The sequence below is a fragment of the Streptomyces sp. NPDC059695 genome, from assembly GCF_042733785.1.
Taxonomy (GTDB): Bacteria; Actinomycetota; Actinomycetes; order Streptomycetales; family Streptomycetaceae; genus Streptomyces.
In genome coordinates this window covers 66,999-87,694 of record NZ_JBHWFF010000029.1, presented here as the reverse complement: position 1 = coordinate 87,694, position 20,696 = coordinate 66,999, and the positions used below count along the sequence as shown (strand labels likewise).

The window sequence follows — 20,696 nt, the reverse complement described above, 5'->3', positions numbered from 1 at the left end:
AGCCCCCGTCCCTGGTGCGGGACGGGGGCTCGCGCGTTCGGGCGGGGGCTGTCAGCCCTGGCCCGTGAGGTCGATCGTCTTCGTGCGCTCCGCGAGGGTCTTGCCCCGCAGGGCGTCGCGCATCACGAAGGCCACGTCGTCGGCGGAGACCTGGTGCTTGCTGCCGTCGCCCTTGGTGATCATGACGCCCTCGAACGCGCCGTCCAGGAGCCGCTCGATCGCCTTCTTGTCGTAGACCTCCACCAGCCGGCCGTCGACGGCCTTCATGGAGAGGATCTGCGGCAGCGACCGTGCCGGGCCGAAGTCGATGTGCCTGCCGCCCGCCTGGATCCTGATCAGGCCGGACATCGCGGGCGTCGCGAAGTCCTTCATGGCCCGGTCCAGCTCGGCCTTGGTGACCGTCGGGCGGAGGGTGGTGACCGGGAGCTCGACGAGCTTCCCCTGGCCCGTCTCGACCTGGGCCCGGAACGCGTCCCGCACCGAGATCATCGAGCGCTGGACGTCCAGGCCGTTGCCGGGCTTGCCCTCGACCGGGGTCACCTTGTTCGGCGCGAACAGGATCGTGCCCTCGGTCGCCGACGCGGAGCTGCCGGCCAGGTCGGTCAGGGCGACGGCGAGCTTCTCCTCGTCGACCGGGAAGACCGGCTTGGCGACCCGCTCGCCGCCGAAGAGCGAGCCGATGACCGAGACGGGGTTGTAGTCGCTGCCGGCCGCCGCACGGACGGTCTCCTGGCTGTCGAGGGTCAGGCCCGCCTTGTCCGGGGCCAACTGGACCTTCTTGCCGCCGACGCCGAGCTGGAGCGGGGCGGTGGCCCGCTTGCCGAGCGCCGCGTCCAGCTTGTTGACGGCCTCCTCCTTCGTGCCGCCGCCGATGTCCACGCCGAGCACCGTCGTGCCCTTGGGGACGTCGGAGTGGTTCATGAGCAGCCCGGCGCCGTACGCGACGCCCGCGAGGCCGAAGACGCCGACCGCGGCCAGGACCAGCTTGGAGCGGCCCTTCTTCGCCGGGGCGCGGTCGGCCGCCGGGGCCGGCCGCGGCGCCGGAGCGGGGGCCGGGGCCTGTCGCTCCTCGATGCGCGGGGTCAGGTTCGGGCGGGCCGCCGTCGGCGGGACCACGGGGATGCCGCTGGTGAGCGTGTCCCCGGAGATGTGCGCGCCGTTGTCGGCCGCCGCGCCCGGTCCGGACCGCGGGGCCGGGGCGGGCTGCTGCGGCGTCAGGATCGCCGTGTCGTCGGACATGCGGGGCGCGCCGCCGCCGGCGGCGAACGGGGAGCCCACGCCCCCGCCGCCCCCGAACGGGCCGGGCGCGGTGGTGCCGCCGTCGAGGGAGGCGGTGCCGGTGACCGGGCCCGTGGTGGGCCCGTCGGGCGCCGCGGGGCCTCCCGGGGCTCCCTGGGCACCGGGACCGCCCGGACCGCGGTACGCGGGCGTGCCGGAGGCCGGGGTGCCGGTGTACATCGGGGTGCCGGCGGAGGGCGTCCCGTCGTACATCGGGGTGCCCCCGGAAGGCGTGCCGTCGTACATCGGCGTGCCCCCGGAAGGCGTCCCGTCGTACATGGGCGTGCCGCCGGAGGGCGTCCCGTCGTACATCGGCGTGCCGCCCGCCGGCGTGCCGCTCTCGTACAGCGGGTTGCCCGGAGGGGTCGGGGCGGAGGCGGTGACCGGGCGGCTCGACGGGGTCGTGCCGACCGTCGGGACGCCCGAGGTCGCCGAGCCCGCGAAGCCGGTGCCCGGGGCGTCCGGTCCGGGGAGCGCGGGCCTGGCGGCCGACGCCGACGCCGGCGCGGGCGCGATCGCGGGCGTGGGGGCCGGGCTCGGGGCCGCCGCCTTGCGGGGGGCGAACCAGTCGCTCGTCTCCTTCGCCTTCGGGGCCTGCGGGGCCTCCTCGGCCGCCCGCGGCGGCTCGGGGGCCGCGGCCACCGGCTCGGGCTCCGGCTCCACGACGGGGGCGGGCTCCGGCTCGGGGGCCGGTGCGGGCGCCTCGTTGACCGTCTTGCGGACCACGACGGGCGGAATCGGACGCGAACCCGGGATGTTGATCCGGATCCGGGTCGTCAGCGTCGTCTCGGTCTTGGGCTCCTCCGGCGGCGCGGAGGCGCCGGCGGTCTCCTCCGGCGCGTCCTGCGTGGGGTGGAGCGACGGATACTGGCGGGAACCGTACGGCGGGGTACCCGAGGGGTAAGCGGCTCCACCGCGCCCCTGGGCGCCGGAGGACGAACTGTCAGTCTCTCGACCAGTTTCACGACTCAAAGCAGGATCTCCCGGTTGGCTCCACCGCCCGCTCTTGCTGATGCTCGTGTTGACCCGGGCGGTTCGGCGGCGCGCACCACCATACTGAACGCCGCCGCCTCATACCCGACCCCTGGTCGGCGGACGACGGGCAATCCGGCCGAAGTCAGGGCGTCCCCGGACTCAAGTCGTCCTGTTCACGGGGTCGGTCGGGGCAGCCGGGGCAGCGTGGCGCACATCACAGCGAGCGCCATGCCTCCGAAGAGGAAGAGCAGCTCGCCGGCGCCTCCGCCGAACAGACCGTCACCCTCGGGGCGTCCGAGGCTGAGCAGGATGACGGCGACGAGCCAGCCTCCGCCGGCGGAGGCGACGCCGGTCTGGGTGCCGGTGGCGCGGAGCCCTCCGTAGAAGAGCCCGGCGGTGGCGAGGAGGGCCAGGAGCAGGCCTCCGGGGAACCAGGCGGCCTGGACGAGGGAGCCGGCGACGCCGACGAGGGCGCCGAGGACGAGCAGTCCGGCGTACCAGGCGTACCGGGCACCCGGGGGGACGGGGGCGTCGCTCACGCGGTCACCCCCGCGAAGAGGTCCGTCTCGCGCTCGCCCGCGGGGGCCCCGGAGACGCCCTGGACGAGTTCGTAGTACTCGGTGGTGAAGATCGGCTGCCCGAGGTCGTTGGAGAGGGCGAAGAAGGGTCCGTCGACGGCGACTTGGGTGACGTGCGCGGCCATCGCGGCGGTCTTGCGCGCCGCGTACGCGGGATCGGCGGCGATCTCGGCGGTGATCCGGTCCTCGTCGACGACGCCGGGGACGTCGTCGACCGCGGCGACGGCCGGGAAGACGGAGCCCTCGGCGCGGAGCCGGGCGAAACCGGCCTCGGCGACCGGGCGGGGGACGCGGTTCCAGTAGATCTTGGCGATCGTGTGGGCCGGTCCCAGGTCGGGGCGGTAGTCCGGGTCGGCGGCGAGTTCGGCGGCGCGGGTGGCGACGCGGTGGGCCTGGATGTGGTCCGGGTGGCCGTAGCCGCCGTCGGGGTCGTAGGTGACCAGGACCTGCGGGCGGGTCTCCCGGATCACCTCGACGAGGTGGGGCGCGGCGGTGTCGACGTCGGTGTTCCAGAAGGCGTTGGCGCGCCCGTTCTGCTCGGCGCCCATCATCCCGGAGTCCCGGAAGCGCCCGGGGCCGCCGAGGAAGCGGTGGTCGGTGACGCCCAGCTCGGCCATCGCGGCGGCGAGTTCGCCGACGCGGTGCGGGCCGAGCCGGTCCTCCCGGTCGGGGGCCAGGTGGGCGAGGCCGGGCGGGATGACCTCGCCCTCCTCGCCGAGCGTGCAGGTGACGAGGGTGACGAGGGCACCCTCGGCCGCGTACCTGGCCATGGTGGCGCCGTTGTTGATCGACTCGTCGTCCGGGTGCGCGTGCACCAGCAGCAGACGGCGGGCGGGGAGATCGGACATGCCCCCCACCCTACGAGGTCAGGACGGGGGTGGCGTCAGAACTTGAGGCCGCCGATCATGCCCGCCACGTTCGTGGTGAGGGTGCTGATGGACGGGGCGATGGACGAGCTCGCCAGGTAGAAGCCCAGGAGCGCGCAGACCGCCGCATGTCCAGCCTTCAGCCCGGATTTCCGGATCAGCAGGAAGACGACGATCGCCAGCAGCACCACCACGGAGATCGAGAGTGCCACGGCGGTTCACCTCCACCTTCGGTCGGATATTCGAGCGGTTCGGTCGATCAGCATGTGCCAGAGGGCATGTCAGTCCGATGCATACCCACCTAGCGCTACGGATCATAACTATCCGTGCGGCCGCATCGATCGGCGGACGGAGGCACGAGGGGGGCGCACGGCACTAGTTTCAGCCGCATGACCTTGTCTTCGCAGCAGTCGGCCACACCCTCGGCCGGGCTCTCCTTCCCCCGTCAGCACGCGCGGACCCAGCGGTTCACCCTGGGGGTCCCGCGTGGTTTCTCGGTCTCCCCGGACGGGGAGCGCGTGGTGTTCGTCAGATCCGGTTCCGGGACGGACCGTTCCCACCGGCTCTGGGTCCTCGACCTGCCCCGGGACGGTGAGCCCGCGGAGCGGCTCGCGGCCGACCCGGCGGCGCTGCTCGCGGGCGCGGAGGAGGAGTTGTCGCCGCAGGAGCGGGCGCGCCGGGAGCGGAGCCGGGAGGGCTCGGCGGGGATCGTGGCGTACGCGGTGGACGGGGCGGTGGAGTGGGCGGCGTTCGCCCTGTCGGGGCGGCTCTTCACGGCGGAGCTGCGGGCGGGGACGGCACGGGAGCTTCCGGTGCCCGGGCCGGTGATCGACCCGCGTCCTTCGCCGGACGGGCGGTTCGTGGCGTACGTGGCGGAGGGCGCGCTGCGGGTGGTGGGCGCGGACGGTACGGGCGACCGGGAGCTGGCGGGTCCGGAGGACGAGCACGTCTCCTACGGATTGGCCGAATTCATCGCCTCGGAGGAGATGGGACGGGAGCGCGGCCACTGGTGGTCGCCCGCCTCGGACCGGCTGCTCGTCGCGCGCGCCGACGACCGGGCGGTGGGGCGCTGGTGGATCGCGGACCCGGCGCATCCGGAGCGGGAGCCGCAGCGGGTGGGGTACCCCGCGGCGGGGACGGCCAACGCGGAGGTGCGGCTGTTCGTCGTGGGCCTCGACGGGGCGCGCACGGAGGTGGTGTGGGACCGGGAGCGGTATCCGTACCTGGCGCGGGTGCACTGGTCGGCGGCCGGGGCGCCGCTCCTGCTCGTGCAGGCGCGGGACCAGCGCGAGCAGCTGTTCCTCGTGGTGGACCCGGAGTCGGGGAGGACCACGGCCGTGCGGGCCGAGACGGACCCGGCGTGGCTGGAGCTGCACCGCGGGGTGCCGGCGTGGGGCCCCGGCGGCGGGCTCGTCCGGGTCACGGACGAGGGCGGGGCCCGGGTCCTGGCGGTCGGGGAGGAGGCGTGGACGGGTCCCGGGCTGCACGTCCGGGCGGTGCTCGACGTCGGGGCCGACGACGTCCTGGTGTCGGCCTCGGCCGGTGAGGCGGCGGCGGAGCCGGAGACCGGCGAGATCCATGTGTACCGGGTGTCGGAACCGGACCCGGAGCGGCTGACGCGGCTTTCGGAGGGCGCCGGCGTGCACGGCGCGGTCCGGTCGGGCCCGGTGACCGTCCTGGTGTCGGCCCGGCCGGACGCGCCGGGGAGCGTGGCGCGGGTGCTGCGGGACGGCGAGCCGGTCGCGGTGGTGGCCTCGTACGCGCAGCCGCCGGTGATCTCCGCCCGGGTGCGGCTGACGGAGGCGGGGACCCGGCGGATCCCGTGCGCGGTGCTGCTGCCCTCGGGGTACGCGGAGGGGGACGGGCCGCTGCCGGTCCTGATGGATCCGTACGGCGGTCCGCACGGGCAGCGGGTGCTCGCCGCCCACAACCCGCACCTGACCTCGCAGTGGTTCGCCGACCAGGGCTTCGCGGTGGTCGTGGCGGACGGGCGGGGCATGCCGGGCCGCTCCCCCGCCTGGGAGAAGTCGCTGCTGCGGGACCTCACCCCGACGCTGGACGACCAGGTGGAGGCGTTGCGCGCGCTTGCCGGGAGCTTCCCGCTGGACCTGGACCGGGTGGCGATCCGCGGCTGGTCGTACGGCGGCTACCTGGCCGCGCGGGCGGTGCTCCAGCGGCCGGACGTCTTCCACGCGGCGGTGGTCGGGGCGCCGGTGACGGACTGGCGGCTGTACGACACGCACTACACCGAGCGGTACCTCGGCACCCCGCAGGACGACCCGGAGGTGTACGCGGCGCAGTCGCTGGTGACCGACGACGGTCTGTCCGCCCCTGAGGAGCCGGCCCGGCCGATGATGGTCGTGCACGGTCTCGCGGACGACAACGTGGTGGTGGGGCACGCGCTGCGGCTCTCGTCGGCGCTGCTCGCGGCGGGCCGTCCGCACGAGGTGCTGCCGCTGTCCGGGGTGACGCACATGACGCCGCAGGAGCGGGTGGCGGAGAACCTGCTGCTGCTCCAGGTGGACTTCCTGCGGCGGGCGCTCGGCCTCCCCCGGTGAGTCACCAGCCCGGCGGCCGCGCGTACGGAGGGGCCGGCGGCGCCCCGGCCGCCGGGTGATGTCCGGGCGCGGCGGCGGGGGCGCCGCGTCCGGCCAGGAGCACCAGCACGGCGAGGCCCGCGAGCAGTTCGAAGACGCTGGTGAGGATGTCCGCCGAGCCCGCGGAGGTGAGGTCGCCGAGGCGGGTGAGGGTCTCGTAGCGGACGGCGCGGGCGACGCCGGCGGCGCCGCCCGCCGTGAGGAACGCCGCGGCGAGGAGCCCGAAGGCCCGGCCGTGGCGGGCCCGTAAGAAGCAGGAGACGGCGGCCGTGCCGTACAGCGCGACGGCGATCACCGACAGCCAGCCGGGCGGGGGCGCGAGGACGGCCTTGACGACGGACCGGCCGCCGGTGAAGCGGTCGACGGTGAACTCCGTGGGGAGTTCGCCCGCCCAGTACAGCTCCCACAGGGTCACGAGGAGCGCGGCGAGCGCGAGGAGGACGCCCGCGGCGATCGCGGGGCCCGTCCGGGGCCGGGTGGGCTCCCGCTCGTACGGGACGTCCGCCCGGCGGCGGCCGACGGCCGCGGTGAGGACGAGTCCGGCGGCGAGGGCCAGTTCGAGCAGGGCGGTGACGAGGGCGCCGCTGTCGTGCGCCCAGAGCCCGGGGAGGCGCAGGGCCAGGGTGACCGTGCCGACGGCGGCGAGGGCGGAGGCCGCGTGCCGTGAGCGCAGGGCCGCGACGACGGCGGCGGCGTAGGCGGCGAGGAGGACGGGGTCGATCAGGGAGGTGGCGGACCGCCCCCGGATCAGGACGCGGTGGTCCCCGGTCCAGTACCGGGCGAGGTCGGCGGGCGAACCGAGCTCGGCCAGGTCCTGGAGGATCCACACGGCGGCGATGAGGGCGAGCGCGGCGCAGAGCGCGGCGCCCGTGAGACGTGCCGGTCGTGTCACAGTCACGGCCCCGATACTCACGGTCGCGACGCACCGAAACAAGCGGTTCCGCATGAACGGCGTGTGGCAGCCGGCCGGAGCGGCATGTGCGCCCCGGCCGGCTCACGGCACCCGCACGGCCGTACGTCGGTCAGCCTGGCGTGTCCGTATATCGGAGTCGATTCCGTCGGGTTGCCCGCAGGTTAAAGCGACTTGGGCCCGCCCCCGCCGATCCGGGGCCCTCCCCCGCCGATCTCGGGCCCGGTGTCGCCGTTCTCGCCGGTGTCGCCGTTCTCGCCGTTCTCGCCGTTCTCCGGCGGGACGACCTGCTTCTCCTCCGCGAAGTGGCAGGCCGAGTCGTGCTTCGCGGGGGTGTCCGTGAGGCGGAAGACGGCCGGGACGGCGAGGAGCGGGACCTCCAGCTCGCACCGCTCCTGCGCCTTCCAGCACCGGGTGCGGAAGCGGCAGCCGGAGGGCACGTTGGCCGGTGAGGGCACGTCGCCGGTGAGGATGATCCGCTCGCGGTGGGCGCGCGCCTCGGGGTCGGGGACGGGGACGGCGGAGAGCAGTGCCTGGGTGTAGGGGTGGGTGGGGTGGTCGTAGATCTGGGCGTCGGTGCCGATCTCGACGATCCGGCCGAGGTACATGACGCCGACGCGGTCGGAGATGTGCCGCACGATCGACAGGTCGTGGGCGATGAACACGTACGACAGGGAGAACTCGGACTGGAGGGAGTCGAGGAGGTTGACGACCTGCGCCTGGACGGAGACGTCGAGGGCGGAGACCGGCTCGTCGGCGACGATGATCTCGGGCTGGAGGGCGAGGCCGCGGGCGATGCCGATGCGCTGGCGCTGACCGCCGGAGAACTGGTGCGGGTAGCGGTTGATGTACTCGGGGTTGAGGCCGACGACGTCGAGGAGGTCCTGGACCTTGCGGCGCCGGTCGCCCTTGGGCGCGACCTCGGGGTGGATCTCGTACGGCTCGCCGATGATGTCGCCGACCGTCATGCGCGGGTTGAGCGAGGTGTACGGGTCCTGGAACACCATCTGGATGTTGCGGCGGACGGACTTGAGGGCCCGGGGGGACATCGTGGTGATGTCCTCGCCCTTGTAGCGGATGGTCCCGGACGTCGGCCGCTCCAGGTTGACCAGCATCTTCGCGACCGTCGACTTGCCGCAGCCGGACTCGCCGACGATGCCGAGGGTCTCTCCGGCGGCGAGGTCGAAGTCGACCCCGTCGACGGCCTTGACCGCGCCGACCTGCTTCTTGAAGACGATGCCCCGGGTCAGCGGGTAGTGCTTGTGGAGGTCCCGTACTTCGAGAATCGCCTCAGCCATGGAGGCACTCCTTCCAGAAGTGGCAGGCGCTGGCGCGCGGCACCGGGGACTCGGTCACGTCGTACAGCGGGGGTTCGTCGGTCCTGCAGACGTCCTGGGCCATGGGGCAGCGCGGGTTGAAGGCGCAGCCGGGCGGGATCGCGAGCAGGTTGGGCGGCAGGCCCTTGATCGCGTAGAGCTCCTGGCCCTTCTGGTCCAGGCGCGGGATCGAGTCGAGCAGGCCCCGGGTGTAGGGGTGGGCGGGGGCCTTGTAGATCTCGTGGACGGGGGCCTGTTCGACGATCCGGCCCGCGTACATGACGGCGATCTTGTCGGCGACGTCGGCGACGACGCCGAGGTCGTGGGTGATGAGGATGAGGCCCATGTTGAGCTCGCGCTGGAGCTCGGCGAGGAGGTCCATGACCTGGGCCTGGACGGTGACGTCGAGGGCGGTGGTCGGCTCGTCGGCGATGATCAGTTCGGGTTCGAGGGCGAGCGCCATCGCGATCATGATGCGCTGGCGCATGCCGCCGGAGAACTGGTGGGGGTACTGGCCGACGCGTTCCTTGGCGGCGGGGATCCTGACCCGGTCCATCAGCTCCACGGCCCTGGCCCTGGAGTCCTTGCGGGACATCCCCTTGTGGACCTGGAACATCTCGCCGAGCTGGTCGCCCACGCTGATGACGGGGTTGAGGGAGGACAGCGCGTCCTGGAAGATCATCGCCATCTTGGCGCCGCGGACCTTGCGCCGTTCGTCCTCCTTGAGTGTGAGGAGGTCCTGGCCCTGGAAGAGGATCTCGCCGGAACTGATCTTCCCCGGCGGGATGTCGAGGATGCCCATGACGGCCTGGGCGGTGACGGACTTGCCGGAGCCGGACTCGCCGAGGACGGCGAGGGTCTCCCCCGCGTCGACGGAGTAGTTGACGCCGTTGACCGCCTTCGCCACCCCGTCCCGGGTGTGGAACTCCACGTGCAGGTCGCGCACTTCGAGCAGCATGGGTCCCTACCTCAGCTTCGGGTCGAGGGCGTCGCGCACCGCGTCGCCGAGCATGATGAACGCGAGGACGGTGATGGCGAGCGCGCCGGCCGGCCAGAGCAGCATGTGGGGGGCGTTGCGGATGTACTGCGAGGCCGAGGAGATGTCGATGCCCCAGGAGACGGTCGGCGGCTTCAGGCCGACGCCGAGGTACGACAGGGTCGCCTCCAGGGAGATGTACGTGCCGAGGGCGATGGTGGCCACGACGATCACCGGGGCGACGGCGTTGGGCGCGATGTGCCGGAGCATCATCCGGGAGTTGGAGGCGCCGAGGGCCCGGGCGGCCTGGACGTAGTCGTTCTGTTTGGCGGTGATGACCGAGCCGCGGGCGATCCGGGAGAGCTGCGGCCAGCCGAGCAGCACCATGAAGCCGATGACGGGCCAGACGGTGGAGCTGGTCACCACGGACAGGAGCACGAGGCCGCCGAGGACGACGGGGATGGCGAAGAAGACGTCGGTGATCCGCGACAGGAAGCCGTCCCAGGCTCCGCCGAAGAAGCCGGCGAGCCCGCCGAGGATGCTGCCGAGGATCGCCACGCCGAGGGTGGCGAGGACGCCGACGGTGACGGAGGTGCGGGCGCCGTAGACCGTACGGGTGTAGACGTCGCAGCCCTGGCCGTTGAAGCCGAAGGGGTGGCCGGGCTGGGAGCCCTCCTGCGCCTTGGACAGGTCGCAGTCGAGCGGGTCTCCGGAGGCGATCAGCTGGGGCCAGATGGAGATGATCACCAGGAAGAGGATCACGAGCCCGGAGATGATGAAGATGGGGTTGCGGCGCAGGTCGCGCCAGGCGTCGGACCACAGGGAGCGGGGCTTCTTGTCGGGGCCGGTGCCGTCGGGACCCTCGGGCATCTTCTCCAGGGTCTCCGCCTCGGCGGTGGCGAGGTCGGACGCTCCCCCGGCGCCGGTCGAGGCGATGGCGCGTCCTTCCTCGCCGTACGACTCAAGCGGCTCAAACGGCTCGGGCTCAGGCATAGCGGATCCTCGGGTCAAGGACGGCGTACAGGAGGTCGACCAGGAGGTTGGCCAGCAGGAAGATCAGGACGAGGATGGTGACGAAGCCGACCACGGTCTGCGTGTTCTGGCGGACGATGCCCTGGTAGAGCTGGTAGCCGACGCCGTGGATGTTGAAGATCCGCTCGGTGACGATGGCGCCGCCCATGAGCGCGCCGATGTCGGCGCCGATGAAGGTCACCACCGGGATGAGGCTGTTGCGCAGCAGGTGACGGCTGATGACCCGGCGGCGGGGCAGGCCCTTGGCGACGGCGGTCCGGACGTAGTCGGCGCGCTTGTTCTCGGCGATCGAGGTGCGGGTGAGCCGGGTGACGTACGCCAGGGAGACCGAGGCGAGGACCAGGCCGGGGATGATCAGCTCGTTGAAGGGCGCCTCGGGCGAGACGGCCGGTTTGATCCAGCCCCATTTGACGCCGAGGAGCAGCTGGACGAGCAGGCCGGTGACGAAGGTCGGGACGGAGAGCACGACCAGGGTCAGCAGCAGGACGGTGGTGTCGACGGGGCGGCCGCGCTTGAGGCCGGTGACGACGCCCAGGCTGATGCCGATGACGATCTCGAAGAGGATCGCGACGATGGTCAGCCGGATGGTGACGGGGAAGGCGTTGGCCATCAGTTCGGTGACGGGCTGGCCGTTGAAGGCGGTGCCGAAGTCGCCGGTGAACACGTTGCCCATGTAGGTCAGGTATTGCTGCCAGACCGGCTTGTCGAGGCCGAACTCCTTCTCCAGCTGGGCGGCGGTCGCCGGGTCGCACGCGCGGTCGCCGCACAGTCCGGCGATGGGGTCGCCCATCACGTTCACCATCAGGAAGATCAACAGCGTGGCGCCGAAGAAGACCGGGATCATCTGCAGCAGCCGCCGGATCACGTATCGACCCACGGAGGCCTCCAGGGTGGGTGGGTTGCGGGACGGCGTACGGCCCGGTGCGGGGGTCCGCGGCCCGGGCCGTACACCGCCGAACTGCTACGGCGTCACTTGACCTTGATCTGGTCGTAGACGGGGACGCTGAAGGGGTTCAGGGTCACGTTCTCGACCCGGTCCGAGTAGCCGGCGCTGCCGTTCTGGTACCAGAGCGGGATGGCGCCCATGTCGTCCCGGAGGACGCCCTCGGCCTGCTGGAAGAGTCCGACGGCCTTCGCGGTGTCGGCCTCGGCGTTCGCCTGGTTGACGAGCTTGTCGAACTCGGGGTTCGAGTACTTGCCGTCGTTGGACGAGGCGTTGGTGTAGTACAGCGGCTGGAGGAAGTTCTGGATGAGCGGGTAGTCCATCTGCCAGCCGGCCCGGAACGGCCCCGGCATCTTCGACTGGGTGACCTGGTTGCGGAAGTCGGCGAAGGTGCCGATCGGGTTGCCGACGCAGGCCTTGTTGTTGCCCAGGGAGCGGTTGATGGAGTTGCAGACGGCGTCCACCCACTCCTTGTGGGAGCCGGTGTCGGCGTTGTACGAGATCTTCATGGTGCCGCCGGGGATGCCGCCGCCCTCGGCGACGAGCTTCTTGGCCTGGGCCGCGTCGTACTTGCAGAAGTCGCCGCAGACGTCCTTGAAGCCGCCGTCCGCGCCGAGGACCGGGGAGGTCCAGTCGACGGCGGGGGTGCGGGTCTTCTGGAAGATCGTCTCGGTGATCTGGTTGCGGTCGATCGCCATGGAGAGGCCCTGGCGGAGCTTCTCCTGTCCGGGCTTGTTCCAGGCCGGGTCGTAGAACGGGAAGGAGAGGGTCTGGATGATGCCGGCCGGGACGTTGATGTAGCGGCCGCCGAGGTCGGCGTCGACGTTCTTGAGCTGCGAGGCGGGCACGTCGTCGACGAGGTCGAGGTTCCCGGCCGTCAGGTCCGTGTAGGCGGTGTTGTTGTCGGTGTAGACCTTGAGGGTGATGCCGCCGTTCTGCGCCTTGTCGGGGCCGGGGTAGGCGTCCCACTTCTTCAGGGCCATCTGGGAGCCCTTGGAGTACGAGTCGATGGTGTACGGGCCGTTGCCGACGGGCTTCGAGAGCCAGCCGGCGTGGTCGGTGTAGAACGTCTGCGGCAGCGGCGAGAAGGCCGCGTAGCCGAGGGTGATGGGCCAGGTGGAGAACTTCTGGGTGAGCTTGACCGTGAAGGTCTGGGGGCCCGTCACCTTGAGGCCGGACATCGTCTCGGCGGTGGGCTCGCCCTTCTCGGGGTGGACCTGGTCGTAGCCCTCGATCTGGCCGAAGAAGTAGGCGTTCTTCTGGTTGTTCTTCAGGCTCGCGCCGTAGTTCCAGGCGTCGACGAAGGACTTCGCGGTGACCTTCTCGCCGTTGGAGAACGTCCAGCCGTCCTTGACGGTGATGGTGAAGTTCTGCGAGTCGGTGGTGTCGATCTTCTCGGCGAGCATGTCCTTGGCCTCGCCGGTCTTCGGGTCGTACTGCTTGAGCCCGCGGAAGATCATGGAGAGGACCTTGCCGCCCTGGACCTCGTTGGTGTTGGCGGGCTCCAGCGGGTTCTGCGGGTCGCCCCACGACGAACTCACGATGCCGTCGGCCCCGCCGCCACCGCCGCTGTCGCCGCCGCCACAGGCCGTCGCCGCGAGGGCGACGGCGGTGGCCAGTGCGGCCCACTTTGCGTGCGTGGCTCCGCGCATGGAGTGCCTCCTGAATGTCCCTGAATGTTACTTAGGGCTCAATATGACCCGTATTCAAGAGGGCTGCATGTTGTCGGCACCCATCGGTGCGAGACGCGGCCGGCCGGCCGGGGCGCAGTCGCCCCGGCCGGCCGGTCCCGCTTCGGACGCGGAGTCCCTACCACCAGCCCGTGCAGAACTGGCGGCCGTTGCTCGAGTCGTACACACAGGCGCGCGAGATGAGCGCGGAGTCGTAGTAGACGCCCGTCCACGTGGACCACGTGTTGGTCGAGAGCTGTCCGCTCCACCCCGAGGTGCCGCCCGCGTGCGAGCCCATGTTGTAGGTGCACTGCAGCCGGTCCGCGGTGCAGCGGTCGACGGAGATGTAGGTGAGGTGCTCGTTGCTGGCCGGGGCGTACTGCATCCGGCCCCAGACGTAGACCTTGCCGTTGTACGTGCCCGAGCGCAGCTCGACCGTGACGCCGTTGCCGTTGGTGGCCGGGCCCAGGCGCGTCACCGACGTACCGTTCCAGTTCAGGTTGTCGGGGTTGATGCCGTCGCAGCCGTAGTTGGAGCAGGTCGCCGCGAAGGCCGCTCCGGGTGCCGCGATCAGCGACATCAGTGCCGTGCACACGATGCCGACGAACATGCCGATTCTTGCCCTGATGCTCACGATGACCTCTCCGTCACAACGCCGGGAACGGCCAGACGCTAGGCACCGGCCCCCTCCACGGACAAGGCCGATCCGGCCGCGCACCGTCCCGTGACGCCCCGTGGGACGGACCCGGGACGCCGGACCGGCCGCCGCCCGGTCCCCCGGCCCTAGGGTGCGGATCACCGACCGCATGAACATGCCGCATCGGCTCCCACCGGAACTCCCTGGAAAGCGTGACCCGCCATGCCCGAGAACCTCGCCGCCCGCGTCGGCGTCGTCGCCGCGACCGCTCTCGCCGCCCTCGCCCTGCCCGCCTCCGCCCAGGCCCAGCCGGGTGCCTCGTACGTCGGCTACGGCCAGGCCAACAACGCCACCGCCGTGAAGTGCGTGCAGAACGGCCTCAACAACATCATCTCGGACCACTTCGCCTCGCAGCACGACCTGATCAGCGTCGACAGCGTCTTCGGCCCCGAGACCGACGAGGCCATCCGGTACGTGCAGTACCGGATGCTGGGCGCCTCCGACGCCGACGGCGTCGTCGGGCCGCGGACCGGCGACCTGATCATGCGGTACGAGTTCGGCTGGTACACCAGCTGCTTCCCGTACGTCCCCACCAGCCGCTGACACGACGAAGGGCGCCCCGGTCCGTGGCTACGGACCGGGGCGCCCTCCTCGCTCGGGGCGTCAGTGCGTCAGTGCACCGGGACGACCTGCTTCTCCTCGGCGAAGTGGCACGCCGAGAAGTGGGCGGCCGGGGTGTCGACGCCCTGGAAGCGCTGCGGGACCGCGAGGACCGGGGCCTCCTGGGAGCACTTCTCCTGCGCCTTCCAGCAGCGGGTGCGGAAGCTGCAGCCCGACGGCGGGTTGGCCGGCGAGGGGACGTCACCGGTGAGGATGATCCGCTCGCGGTGCGCGCGGGCCTCCGGGTCCGGCACCGGCACCGCGGAGAGCAGCGCCTGCGTGTACGGGTGCGTCGGGTGCTCGTAGATCTGCTCGTCCGTACCGATCTCGGCCATCTTGCCGAGGTACATGACGCCGACGCGGTCCGAGATGTGCCGGACGATCGACAGGTCGTGCGCGATGAAGATGTAGGACAGGTTGAACTCGTCCTGGAGCTTCCCCATCAGGTTGATGACCTGCGCCTGGACGGAGACGTCCAGGGCCGAGACCGGCTCGTCGCAGATGATGATCTCCGGGTTGAGCGCGAGGCCGCGGGCGATGCCGATGCGCTGGCGCTGACCGCCGGAGAACTGGTGCGGGTACCGGTTGATGTACTCCGGGTTCAGACCGACGACGTCCAGGAGCTCCTGCACCTTGCGGCGCCGGTCGCCCTTCGGGGCCACCTCGGGGTGGATGTCGAAGGGCTCCCCGATGATGTCGCCGACCGTCATGCGCGGGTTCAGCGAGGTGTAGGGGTCCTGGAACACCATCTGGATGTTGCGGCGGACGGCCTTCAGACCGCGCCCGGACAGCTTGGTGATGTCCTGGCCCTTGTAGAAGACCTCGCCGGCGGTGGCCCGCTCCAGGTTCATCAGGAGCTTGGCGACCGTGGACTTGCCACAGCCGGACTCGCCCACGATGCCGAGGGTCTCGCCCTGGTAGAGGTCGAAGGAGACCCCGTCCACGGCCTTGACCGCGCCGACCTGCTTCTTGAAGAGGATGCCCTGCGTCAGCGGGAAGTGCTTCTGCAGGTTGCGCACCTGGAGGATCGGCTCACCGCGGCCCACGGGGGCCTCGACGGCGGCGGCCACGGCCTCGTCGTTCTTGCTGAGGTCAGCCATGGATCGTCTCCTTCCAGAAGTGGCAGGCGCTCTTACGGCCCGGGAGATCCGCGCCGTCCCGCTCGGTGACCGGCACGAGCGCCGGAATCTCCGTGCGGCAGATGTCGTCGGCCTTGGGGCAGCGCGGGTTGAAGGCACAGCCGGTGGGAACCTTGAGCAGGTTGGGCGGCAGGCCCTTGATCGCGTAGAGCTCCTGGCCCTTCTGGTCCAGGCGCGGGATCGAGTCCAGCAGGCCCCGGGTGTACGGGTGGGCCGGACGCTTGTACAGCTCGTGCACCGGCGCCTGCTCGACGATCCGGCCGGCGTACATCACGGCGATCTTGTCCGCGACGTCGGCGACGACGCCGAGGTCGTGGGTGATCAGGATCAGACCCATGTTGTATTCCTGCTGGAGCTCCGCGAGGAGGTCCATGACCTGGGCCTGGACGGTCACGTCGAGAGCCGTGGTGGGCTCGTCGGCGATGATCAGGTCCGGCTCCAGGGCGAGCGCCATGGCGATCATGATGCGCTGGCGCATACCCCCGGAGAACTGGTGGGGGTAGTCGCCGACCCGCGCCTTGGCGGCGGGGATCTTGACCTTGTCCATCAGCTCGATGGACTTGGCCTTGGCTTCCTTCTTGGACATGCCGTGGTGCACACGGAACATCTCGCCGAGCTGGTAGCCGACGGTGAGGACCGGGTTCAGGGAGGACAGCGCGTCCTGGAAGATCATCGCGATCTTCCGGCCGCGGATCTTCCGGCGGTCCTCCTCGGACATCTTCAGCATGTCCTCGCCGCGGAACAGGATCTCGCCCTGCGGGATCTTGCCGGGCGGCATGTCGAGGATGCCCATGATGGCCTGCGCGGTGACGGACTTGCCGGAGCCGGACTCGCCGAGGACGGCGAGGGTCTCGCCGGCGTTCACCGAGTAGTTGACGCCGTTGACCGCCTTGGCCACACCGTCACGGGTGTGGAACTCGACGTGCAGGTTCTTGACTTCGAGCAGCGGACCGTTGTGGTCGGAGCCGTCGCGCGGCGCGGGGACGGCCGCGGTCTTGTCGATGATGCTCATCTGGTACGCCCTCCTCAGCGCAGCTTGGGGTCGAGGGCGTTGCGGACGGCTTCGCCGAGCATGATGAACGCCAGAACGGTGATGCTCAGCATGATCGAGGGCCACAGCAGGACGTGCGGGGCCACTCGGATCTGGGCGACACCCGCGGAGATGTCGACACCCCACGAGACGGTCGGGGCGGCGAGGCCCAGACCCAGGTACGACAGGGTCGCCTCGGCCGAGATGTAGCCGCCGAGCGCGATGGTCGCGACGACGATCACGGGGGCCATGGCGTTCGGCAGGATGTGCCGGAAGAGGATCCGGGTCGTGCCGGCGCCGAGGGCCTTCGCCGCGTGGACGTAGTCGGCCTGCTTGACGGTGATCACGGCACCGCGCATGACGCGGGTGATCTGGGTCCAGCCGAGGAACGCGAGGGCGAAGACGACGACCCAGACGGTCCGCTCGACGAAGGCCTGCAGGACGACCATGGCGCCGAGCAGGAACGGGATGCCGAAGAAGACGTCGGTGAGCCGGGAGAGCACCACGTCGACCCAGCCGCCGAAGTAACCGGCGATCATGCCCATCACGCCGCCGATGATCGTGACGATCGCGGTGACCGCGATGCCGACGGTGACCGAGGCGCGGGTGCCGTGGATCAGGCGGGCGTAGACGGAGCGGCCCTGCTGGTCGTAGCCCAGCCACTCGGGCGAACCGATCTTGCCGAGCTCCGGCTTGCTGAGGAAGTGGTGGACCAGGTCACCCGCGGTCGGAGACGCGTTGGTGAAGAGGGTCGGCCACGCCGAGATCAGCAGCAGGAGCGCGATCAGGACCGAGGAGACGATGAAGTACGGGTTGCGGCGCAGGTCGGCCCAGGCGTCGCCCCACAGGCTGCGGGCCTTCTCGGCCTTGGCCACCGGTGCGGACGCGTCCACGGAGGGGGTGGCGACGGCGTCCTCGACGGCGGCTGCGGTCTTGGTCACGTCAGGCATACCGGATCCTCGGGTCCAGGACCGCGTACAGCAGGTCGATGAGCAGGCTGGTGACGAGGTAGACGATCACCAGGATGGTGACGAGGCCCACCAGGGTCGAACCTTCGCGCCGGGAGATCGACTCGGCGATGACGCCGCCGATGCCCTTGATGTTGAAGATCGACTCGGTGACGACCGCGCCGCCCATGAGGGCGCCGATGTCGGTACCGAGGAAGGTCACGACGGGGATCATCGAGTTGCGCATCAGGTGGACACCGATGACGCGGCGGCGCGGCAGGCCCTTGGCGACGGCCGTGCGCATGTAGTCGGCGCGCAGGTTCTCCGCCATGGAGGTGCGGGTGAGCCGCGCGACATAGGCGAGGGAGAGGCCACCGAGGACGATGGCCGGGGCGATCATCTCGCCCCACTGCGGCTCGGTGCTGACGTTCGGGTCGATCCAGCCCAGGTTGAAGGCGAACACCATCTTGATGATGTAGCCGAGGACGAAGACCGGGATCGCGATGATCAGCAGGGTGAAGATCAGGATCAGGTTGTCGGCCAGGCGGCCGGCGCGCAGACCGCCGATGATGCCCAGACCGAGACCGAAGATCAGCTCCACGGCGAAGGCCAGGGCGGCCAGCTGGAGCGTGATGGGGAACGCGTCGCCGAGCACTTCCGTGACCGGGAGGCCGTTACGGATCTGGGTACCGAAGTCCTGGTGCCAGATCATGTTCCACATGTAGCTGACGTACTGCTCCCACTGCGGCCTGTCGAGACCCAGCTCATGGCGCTTCGCGGCGAGCGTCGCCGGATCGGCGCCCTTGTCGCCGAACATCGCCAGCACGGGGTCACCGGGCAGGCTGTGCACCATGATGAAGATCAGCAGGGTTGTCCCGAGGAAAACCGGGATCATCTGGAGCAGTCGTCGTGCGACATAACGCCCCATCATGCCTCCGTTGAGATGTGACAGCGCAACCGACGGGCCCTCCCGCGACAGCATGCCCGGATCCGGGCATGCTGATGTCGTGGAAGGGCCCCCCAGCCGCTGCGTAAGGCACCGAGACGGGACTGACGGTCCGTCAGTCCCGTGACGGCGTGCGGACTACGCTCGGGTGATTACTTCTTGACCTCGACGCCGGTCAGGATCGGGTCGCCGTCCTGGCCGTAGGCCACGCCCGAAACCTTCTCGGAGAAGCCGGCGTTGACCTTGTAGTACCAGAGCGGGATGGACGGCATGTAGTTCTTGAGGTCCTTCTCGATCGCCTGGTAGGCCTTGACGGACTCGTCAAGGGTGGCGGCCGAGTCGGCCTTCGCGATCTTGGCGTCCAGCTCCTTGTTGGAGAAGTCGCCCTGGTTGCCGCCCGCACCCGTACGGAACAGGTCCGAGATGAAGTTGGCGTTCACCGGGTAGTCGAGCACCCAGCCGGAGCGGTAGAGCGACTTGACCTGCTTGGTCTTACGAGCGGTCAGGTCGGCCTGGAAGTCCGGCTTGCCGTCGCCGACGCACTGGACGGACGTGGCCTGGGTGATGGAGTTGCAGACAGCGTCCACCCACTCCTTGTGGCCACCGTCGGCGTTGTACTGGATGGAGATCTTGTTGTTCGGGACGCCACCGCCGGCCTTGATGAGCTCCTTGGCCTTGGCGGGGTCGAACTTGGTGACGCCGGCGCCACCGTCCTCCTGGAAGCCCAGGACGCCCTTGGCGACCCAGCCGGTCGCGGGCTCACGCGTGCCGTTCAGCACCGTCTTGGTGATGGTGGCGCGGTCGATCGCCATCGACAGACCCTGGATGACGCGCGGGTCGACGAGCTTCGGCTTCTTCCACTGGTCGGAGTAGAAGGCGACGGCGATGGTCTGGATCGCGGAGTACGGCTGGTCCACGGCGCGGTCGCCGAGGTCCTGGCGGTAGACCGGGAGGTCCTTCGGCGCGATCTGACGCAGGACGTCGACGTTGCCGGACTTCAGGTCCTCGTACGCGGCCTCGAGGGTGGTGTAGTTCTTGAAGACCACACCGCCGTTCTTCGCCTTGTTCGGGCCCTTGTAGCCGTCGAACCGGGTGATCTCGATCTTCTTCTTGTGGTCCCACGACTTGAACTTGTAGGGACCGTTGCCGACCGGCTTCTGGCCGCCGGCGACCGGGTCCTTGTAGAAGGACGCGGGGAGCGGCGCGAAGACGATGTAGGCGAGCTTGTGCGCGAAGTACGGAACGGCCTTCGTCAGCTCGATCTTGAAGGTGTTCTCGTCGACGACGGAGAGACCCTCGAGCTTGTCGGCGGTGGGCTTGGCGCCCTCGGCCTCGGGGTGGATCTTGTCGAAGCCCTTGATGTCGGCGAACCAGGACGCCAGACCCTGGGCGTTCTTGACGTTGGCGTTCCAGTTCCACGCGTCCACGAAGGACTTGGAGGTGACCGGGGTGCCGTCGTGGAAGGTCCAGCCCGGCTTGAGCTTGACCGTCCACGTCTTCGAGTCCGTCGTGGTGACCGACTCGGCGTTGATCATCTCCAGGGAGCCGTCGGCCTTGTAGTCGACCAGGGTCGAGAACAGGCCGGCCATGACGGCGGAGCCGTTGGACTCCATCGTGTCACCGGTGAGCAGGGGCTTCTCAGGCTCGCCCAGCTCGATGGAGAAGATTCCGTTCGGGTCAACAGCGCCCTTGGCGTCACTGCCGCCGTCGCTCTTACCCCCGCCACAGGCGGTCGCAGCAAGGGCAACGATGATCGCGCCCGTTACCCACTTGGCGCTCTTGGCACCGCGCATGGGTTCCTCCTCATGAGTCCACTTTGTCACTACAAGAGGGGCACTCCGAGTTTCGCCGACACCCCTGACGGCTTTGCACTCAAGTGCCCCGAGTGTGCTCGTGAGTCGGCACTCCCCACAGTGCGTGACCCATTGACCCGAGCTCAATGGAGCCAACTATTAAGTACGTCCGGGCTGTAAACCACACTTAAGTGGTCTCGTTTTGACAACATCGCCAAGGCCCCGAAGACCGAAATCCGGACAAACTGAGCACAGACAGACACGCCCGAAACGGACCGTTAACACACGTACCGGAGAGCGATCGCCGATATGCGGACACCTCGCCTCCTAAATGGAGTTGACGCGACTTGACGAAAAGCCCGGGCCCCCACAGCTTCTGTGGGGGCCCGGGCTCCGGTGCTGA

18 protein-coding genes are annotated in these 20,696 nt (G+C 70.2%); 2 read left to right on the top strand and 16 right to left on the bottom strand.

Annotated features, from left to right (window positions below):
- Nucleotides 1-51: 51 nt before the first annotated feature.
- The 4 genes from ACFV2S_RS29640 to ACFV2S_RS29625 all read right to left on the bottom strand — a co-directional run bounded on the left by ACFV2S_RS29640 (nt 52) and on the right by ACFV2S_RS29625 (nt 3,909).
- On the bottom strand, nt 52-2,004 hold the full coding sequence (locus ACFV2S_RS29640) for a hypothetical protein (protein ID WP_385565524.1): 1,953 nt from the start codon (nt 2,002-2,004) through the stop codon (nt 52-54).
- Between the two features lie 422 nt (nt 2,005-2,426).
- Nucleotides 2,427-2,792: a DUF6113 family protein gene (locus tag ACFV2S_RS29635; RefSeq protein ID WP_385565520.1), complete on the bottom strand. Its 366-nt coding sequence runs from the start codon at nt 2,790-2,792 to the stop codon at nt 2,427-2,429.
- Nucleotides 2,789-3,679 carry an N-acetyl-1-D-myo-inositol-2-amino-2-deoxy-alpha-D-glucopyranoside deacetylase gene (gene mshB, locus ACFV2S_RS29630; protein WP_385565515.1) on the bottom strand — a complete coding sequence of 297 codons (891 nt, stop codon included), beginning with the start codon at nt 3,677-3,679 and terminating at the stop codon, nt 2,789-2,791. Before mshB ends, ACFV2S_RS29635 begins: the two co-directional genes overlap by 4 nt.
- Nucleotides 3,680-3,714: 35 nt before the next feature.
- Nucleotides 3,715-3,909, bottom strand: coding sequence for a hypothetical protein (locus ACFV2S_RS29625; RefSeq protein WP_015035959.1), 195 nt, complete (start codon nt 3,907-3,909; stop codon nt 3,715-3,717).
- A gap of 177 nt (nt 3,910-4,086) precedes the next feature.
- Between ACFV2S_RS29625 and ACFV2S_RS29620 the strand changes: the two genes are divergently transcribed.
- Complete coding sequence (locus tag ACFV2S_RS29620) at nt 4,087-6,255, top strand: prolyl oligopeptidase family serine peptidase (RefSeq protein WP_385565510.1); 2,169 nt, start codon at nt 4,087-4,089, stop codon at nt 6,253-6,255.
- A gap of 1 nt (nt 6,256) precedes the next feature.
- Here the strand turns inward: ACFV2S_RS29620 and ACFV2S_RS29615 are convergent, their stop codons facing one another.
- From ACFV2S_RS29615 to ACFV2S_RS29585, 7 genes are all read right to left on the bottom strand, one after another.
- Nucleotides 6,257-7,192, bottom strand: a complete 936-nt coding sequence (locus ACFV2S_RS29615; RefSeq protein WP_385565507.1) for a hypothetical protein — start codon at nt 7,190-7,192, stop codon at nt 6,257-6,259.
- A 176-nt stretch (nt 7,193-7,368) separates the two neighbouring features.
- A complete protein-coding gene (locus ACFV2S_RS29610; RefSeq protein WP_385565504.1) occupies nt 7,369-8,502 on the bottom strand; it encodes an ABC transporter ATP-binding protein in 1,134 nt (377 codons plus the stop codon).
- On the bottom strand, nt 8,495-9,478 hold the full coding sequence (locus tag ACFV2S_RS29605; RefSeq protein WP_385565501.1) for an ABC transporter ATP-binding protein: 984 nt from the start codon (nt 9,476-9,478) through the stop codon (nt 8,495-8,497). Before ACFV2S_RS29605 ends, ACFV2S_RS29610 begins: the two co-directional genes overlap by 8 nt.
- 6 nt (nt 9,479-9,484) lie before the next feature.
- Nucleotides 9,485-10,489 carry an ABC transporter permease gene (locus ACFV2S_RS29600; protein WP_385565497.1) on the bottom strand — a complete coding sequence of 335 codons (1,005 nt, stop codon included), beginning with the start codon at nt 10,487-10,489 and terminating at the stop codon, nt 9,485-9,487.
- The gene (locus ACFV2S_RS29595; RefSeq protein ID WP_383797358.1) at nt 10,482-11,405 is read right to left on the bottom strand and encodes an ABC transporter permease; all 924 of its coding nucleotides are present in this window, start codon (nt 11,403-11,405) and stop codon (nt 10,482-10,484) included. The genes ACFV2S_RS29600 and ACFV2S_RS29595 overlap by 8 nt, the downstream gene beginning before the upstream one ends.
- A gap of 92 nt (nt 11,406-11,497) precedes the next feature.
- Nucleotides 11,498-13,123, bottom strand: a complete 1,626-nt coding sequence (locus ACFV2S_RS29590; protein ID WP_383797359.1) for an ABC transporter substrate-binding protein — start codon at nt 13,121-13,123, stop codon at nt 11,498-11,500.
- A gap of 157 nt (nt 13,124-13,280) precedes the next feature.
- Complete coding sequence (locus ACFV2S_RS29585) at nt 13,281-13,775, bottom strand: hypothetical protein (protein WP_385565490.1); 495 nt, start codon at nt 13,773-13,775, stop codon at nt 13,281-13,283.
- 225 nt (nt 13,776-14,000) lie between these two features.
- On the opposite strand from ACFV2S_RS29585, the gene ACFV2S_RS29580 reads away from it, so the two are divergent.
- The gene (locus ACFV2S_RS29580; RefSeq protein ID WP_383797361.1) at nt 14,001-14,381 is read left to right on the top strand and encodes a peptidoglycan-binding protein; all 381 of its coding nucleotides are present in this window, start codon (nt 14,001-14,003) and stop codon (nt 14,379-14,381) included.
- Nucleotides 14,382-14,449: 68 nt separating this feature from the next.
- Here the strand turns inward: ACFV2S_RS29580 and ACFV2S_RS29575 are convergent, their stop codons facing one another.
- From ACFV2S_RS29575 to ACFV2S_RS29555, 5 genes are all read right to left on the bottom strand, one after another.
- Nucleotides 14,450-15,538, bottom strand: a complete 1,089-nt coding sequence (locus tag ACFV2S_RS29575; RefSeq protein WP_383791171.1) for an ABC transporter ATP-binding protein — start codon at nt 15,536-15,538, stop codon at nt 14,450-14,452.
- Entirely contained in the window at nt 15,531-16,589 is a 1,059-nt protein-coding gene (locus ACFV2S_RS29570; protein WP_383791168.1) for an ABC transporter ATP-binding protein, read from the bottom strand. The genes ACFV2S_RS29575 and ACFV2S_RS29570 overlap by 8 nt, the downstream gene beginning before the upstream one ends.
- Before the next feature lie 14 nt (nt 16,590-16,603).
- Nucleotides 16,604-17,557 (bottom strand): ABC transporter permease, encoded by a 954-nt coding sequence (locus tag ACFV2S_RS29565; protein WP_385565480.1) that lies wholly within the window; start codon nt 17,555-17,557, stop codon nt 16,604-16,606.
- Nucleotides 17,550-18,482: an ABC transporter permease gene (locus ACFV2S_RS29560; protein WP_385565530.1), complete on the bottom strand. Its 933-nt coding sequence runs from the start codon at nt 18,480-18,482 to the stop codon at nt 17,550-17,552. The genes ACFV2S_RS29565 and ACFV2S_RS29560 overlap by 8 nt, the downstream gene beginning before the upstream one ends.
- Before the next feature lie 170 nt (nt 18,483-18,652).
- Nucleotides 18,653-20,293: an ABC transporter substrate-binding protein gene (locus ACFV2S_RS29555; RefSeq protein ID WP_385565476.1), complete on the bottom strand. Its 1,641-nt coding sequence runs from the start codon at nt 20,291-20,293 to the stop codon at nt 18,653-18,655.
- Nucleotides 20,294-20,696: the final 403 nt, after the last annotated feature.

Excerpts from the sequence above, each read along its gene's own strand:
- mshB (WP_385565515.1), bottom strand. The coding sequence starts at position 3,679 with ATGTCCGATCTCCCCGCCCGCCGTCTGCTGCTGGTGCACGCGCACCCG.
- ACFV2S_RS29620 (WP_385565510.1), top strand. The coding sequence starts at position 4,087 with ATGACCTTGTCTTCGCAGCAGTCGGCCACACCCTCGGCCGGGCTCTCC.
- ACFV2S_RS29610 (WP_385565504.1), bottom strand. The coding sequence starts at position 8,502 with ATGGCTGAGGCGATTCTCGAAGTACGGGACCTCCACAAGCACTACCCG.
- ACFV2S_RS29605 (WP_385565501.1), bottom strand. The coding sequence starts at position 9,478 with ATGCTGCTCGAAGTGCGCGACCTGCACGTGGAGTTCCACACCCGGGAC.
- ACFV2S_RS29600 (WP_385565497.1), bottom strand. The coding sequence starts at position 10,489 with ATGCCTGAGCCCGAGCCGTTTGAGCCGCTTGAGTCGTACGGCGAGGAA.
- ACFV2S_RS29590 (WP_383797359.1), bottom strand. The coding sequence starts at position 13,123 with ATGCGCGGAGCCACGCACGCAAAGTGGGCCGCACTGGCCACCGCCGTC.
- ACFV2S_RS29580 (WP_383797361.1), top strand. The coding sequence starts at position 14,001 with ATGCCCGAGAACCTCGCCGCCCGCGTCGGCGTCGTCGCCGCGACCGCT.
- ACFV2S_RS29575 (WP_383791171.1), bottom strand. The coding sequence starts at position 15,538 with ATGGCTGACCTCAGCAAGAACGACGAGGCCGTGGCCGCCGCCGTCGAG.
- ACFV2S_RS29570 (WP_383791168.1), bottom strand. The coding sequence starts at position 16,589 with ATGAGCATCATCGACAAGACCGCGGCCGTCCCCGCGCCGCGCGACGGC.
- ACFV2S_RS29565 (WP_385565480.1), bottom strand. The coding sequence starts at position 17,557 with ATGCCTGACGTGACCAAGACCGCAGCCGCCGTCGAGGACGCCGTCGCC.
- ACFV2S_RS29560 (WP_385565530.1), bottom strand. The coding sequence starts at position 18,482 with ATGGGGCGTTATGTCGCACGACGACTGCTCCAGATGATCCCGGTTTTC.
- ACFV2S_RS29555 (WP_385565476.1), bottom strand. The coding sequence starts at position 20,293 with ATGCGCGGTGCCAAGAGCGCCAAGTGGGTAACGGGCGCGATCATCGTT.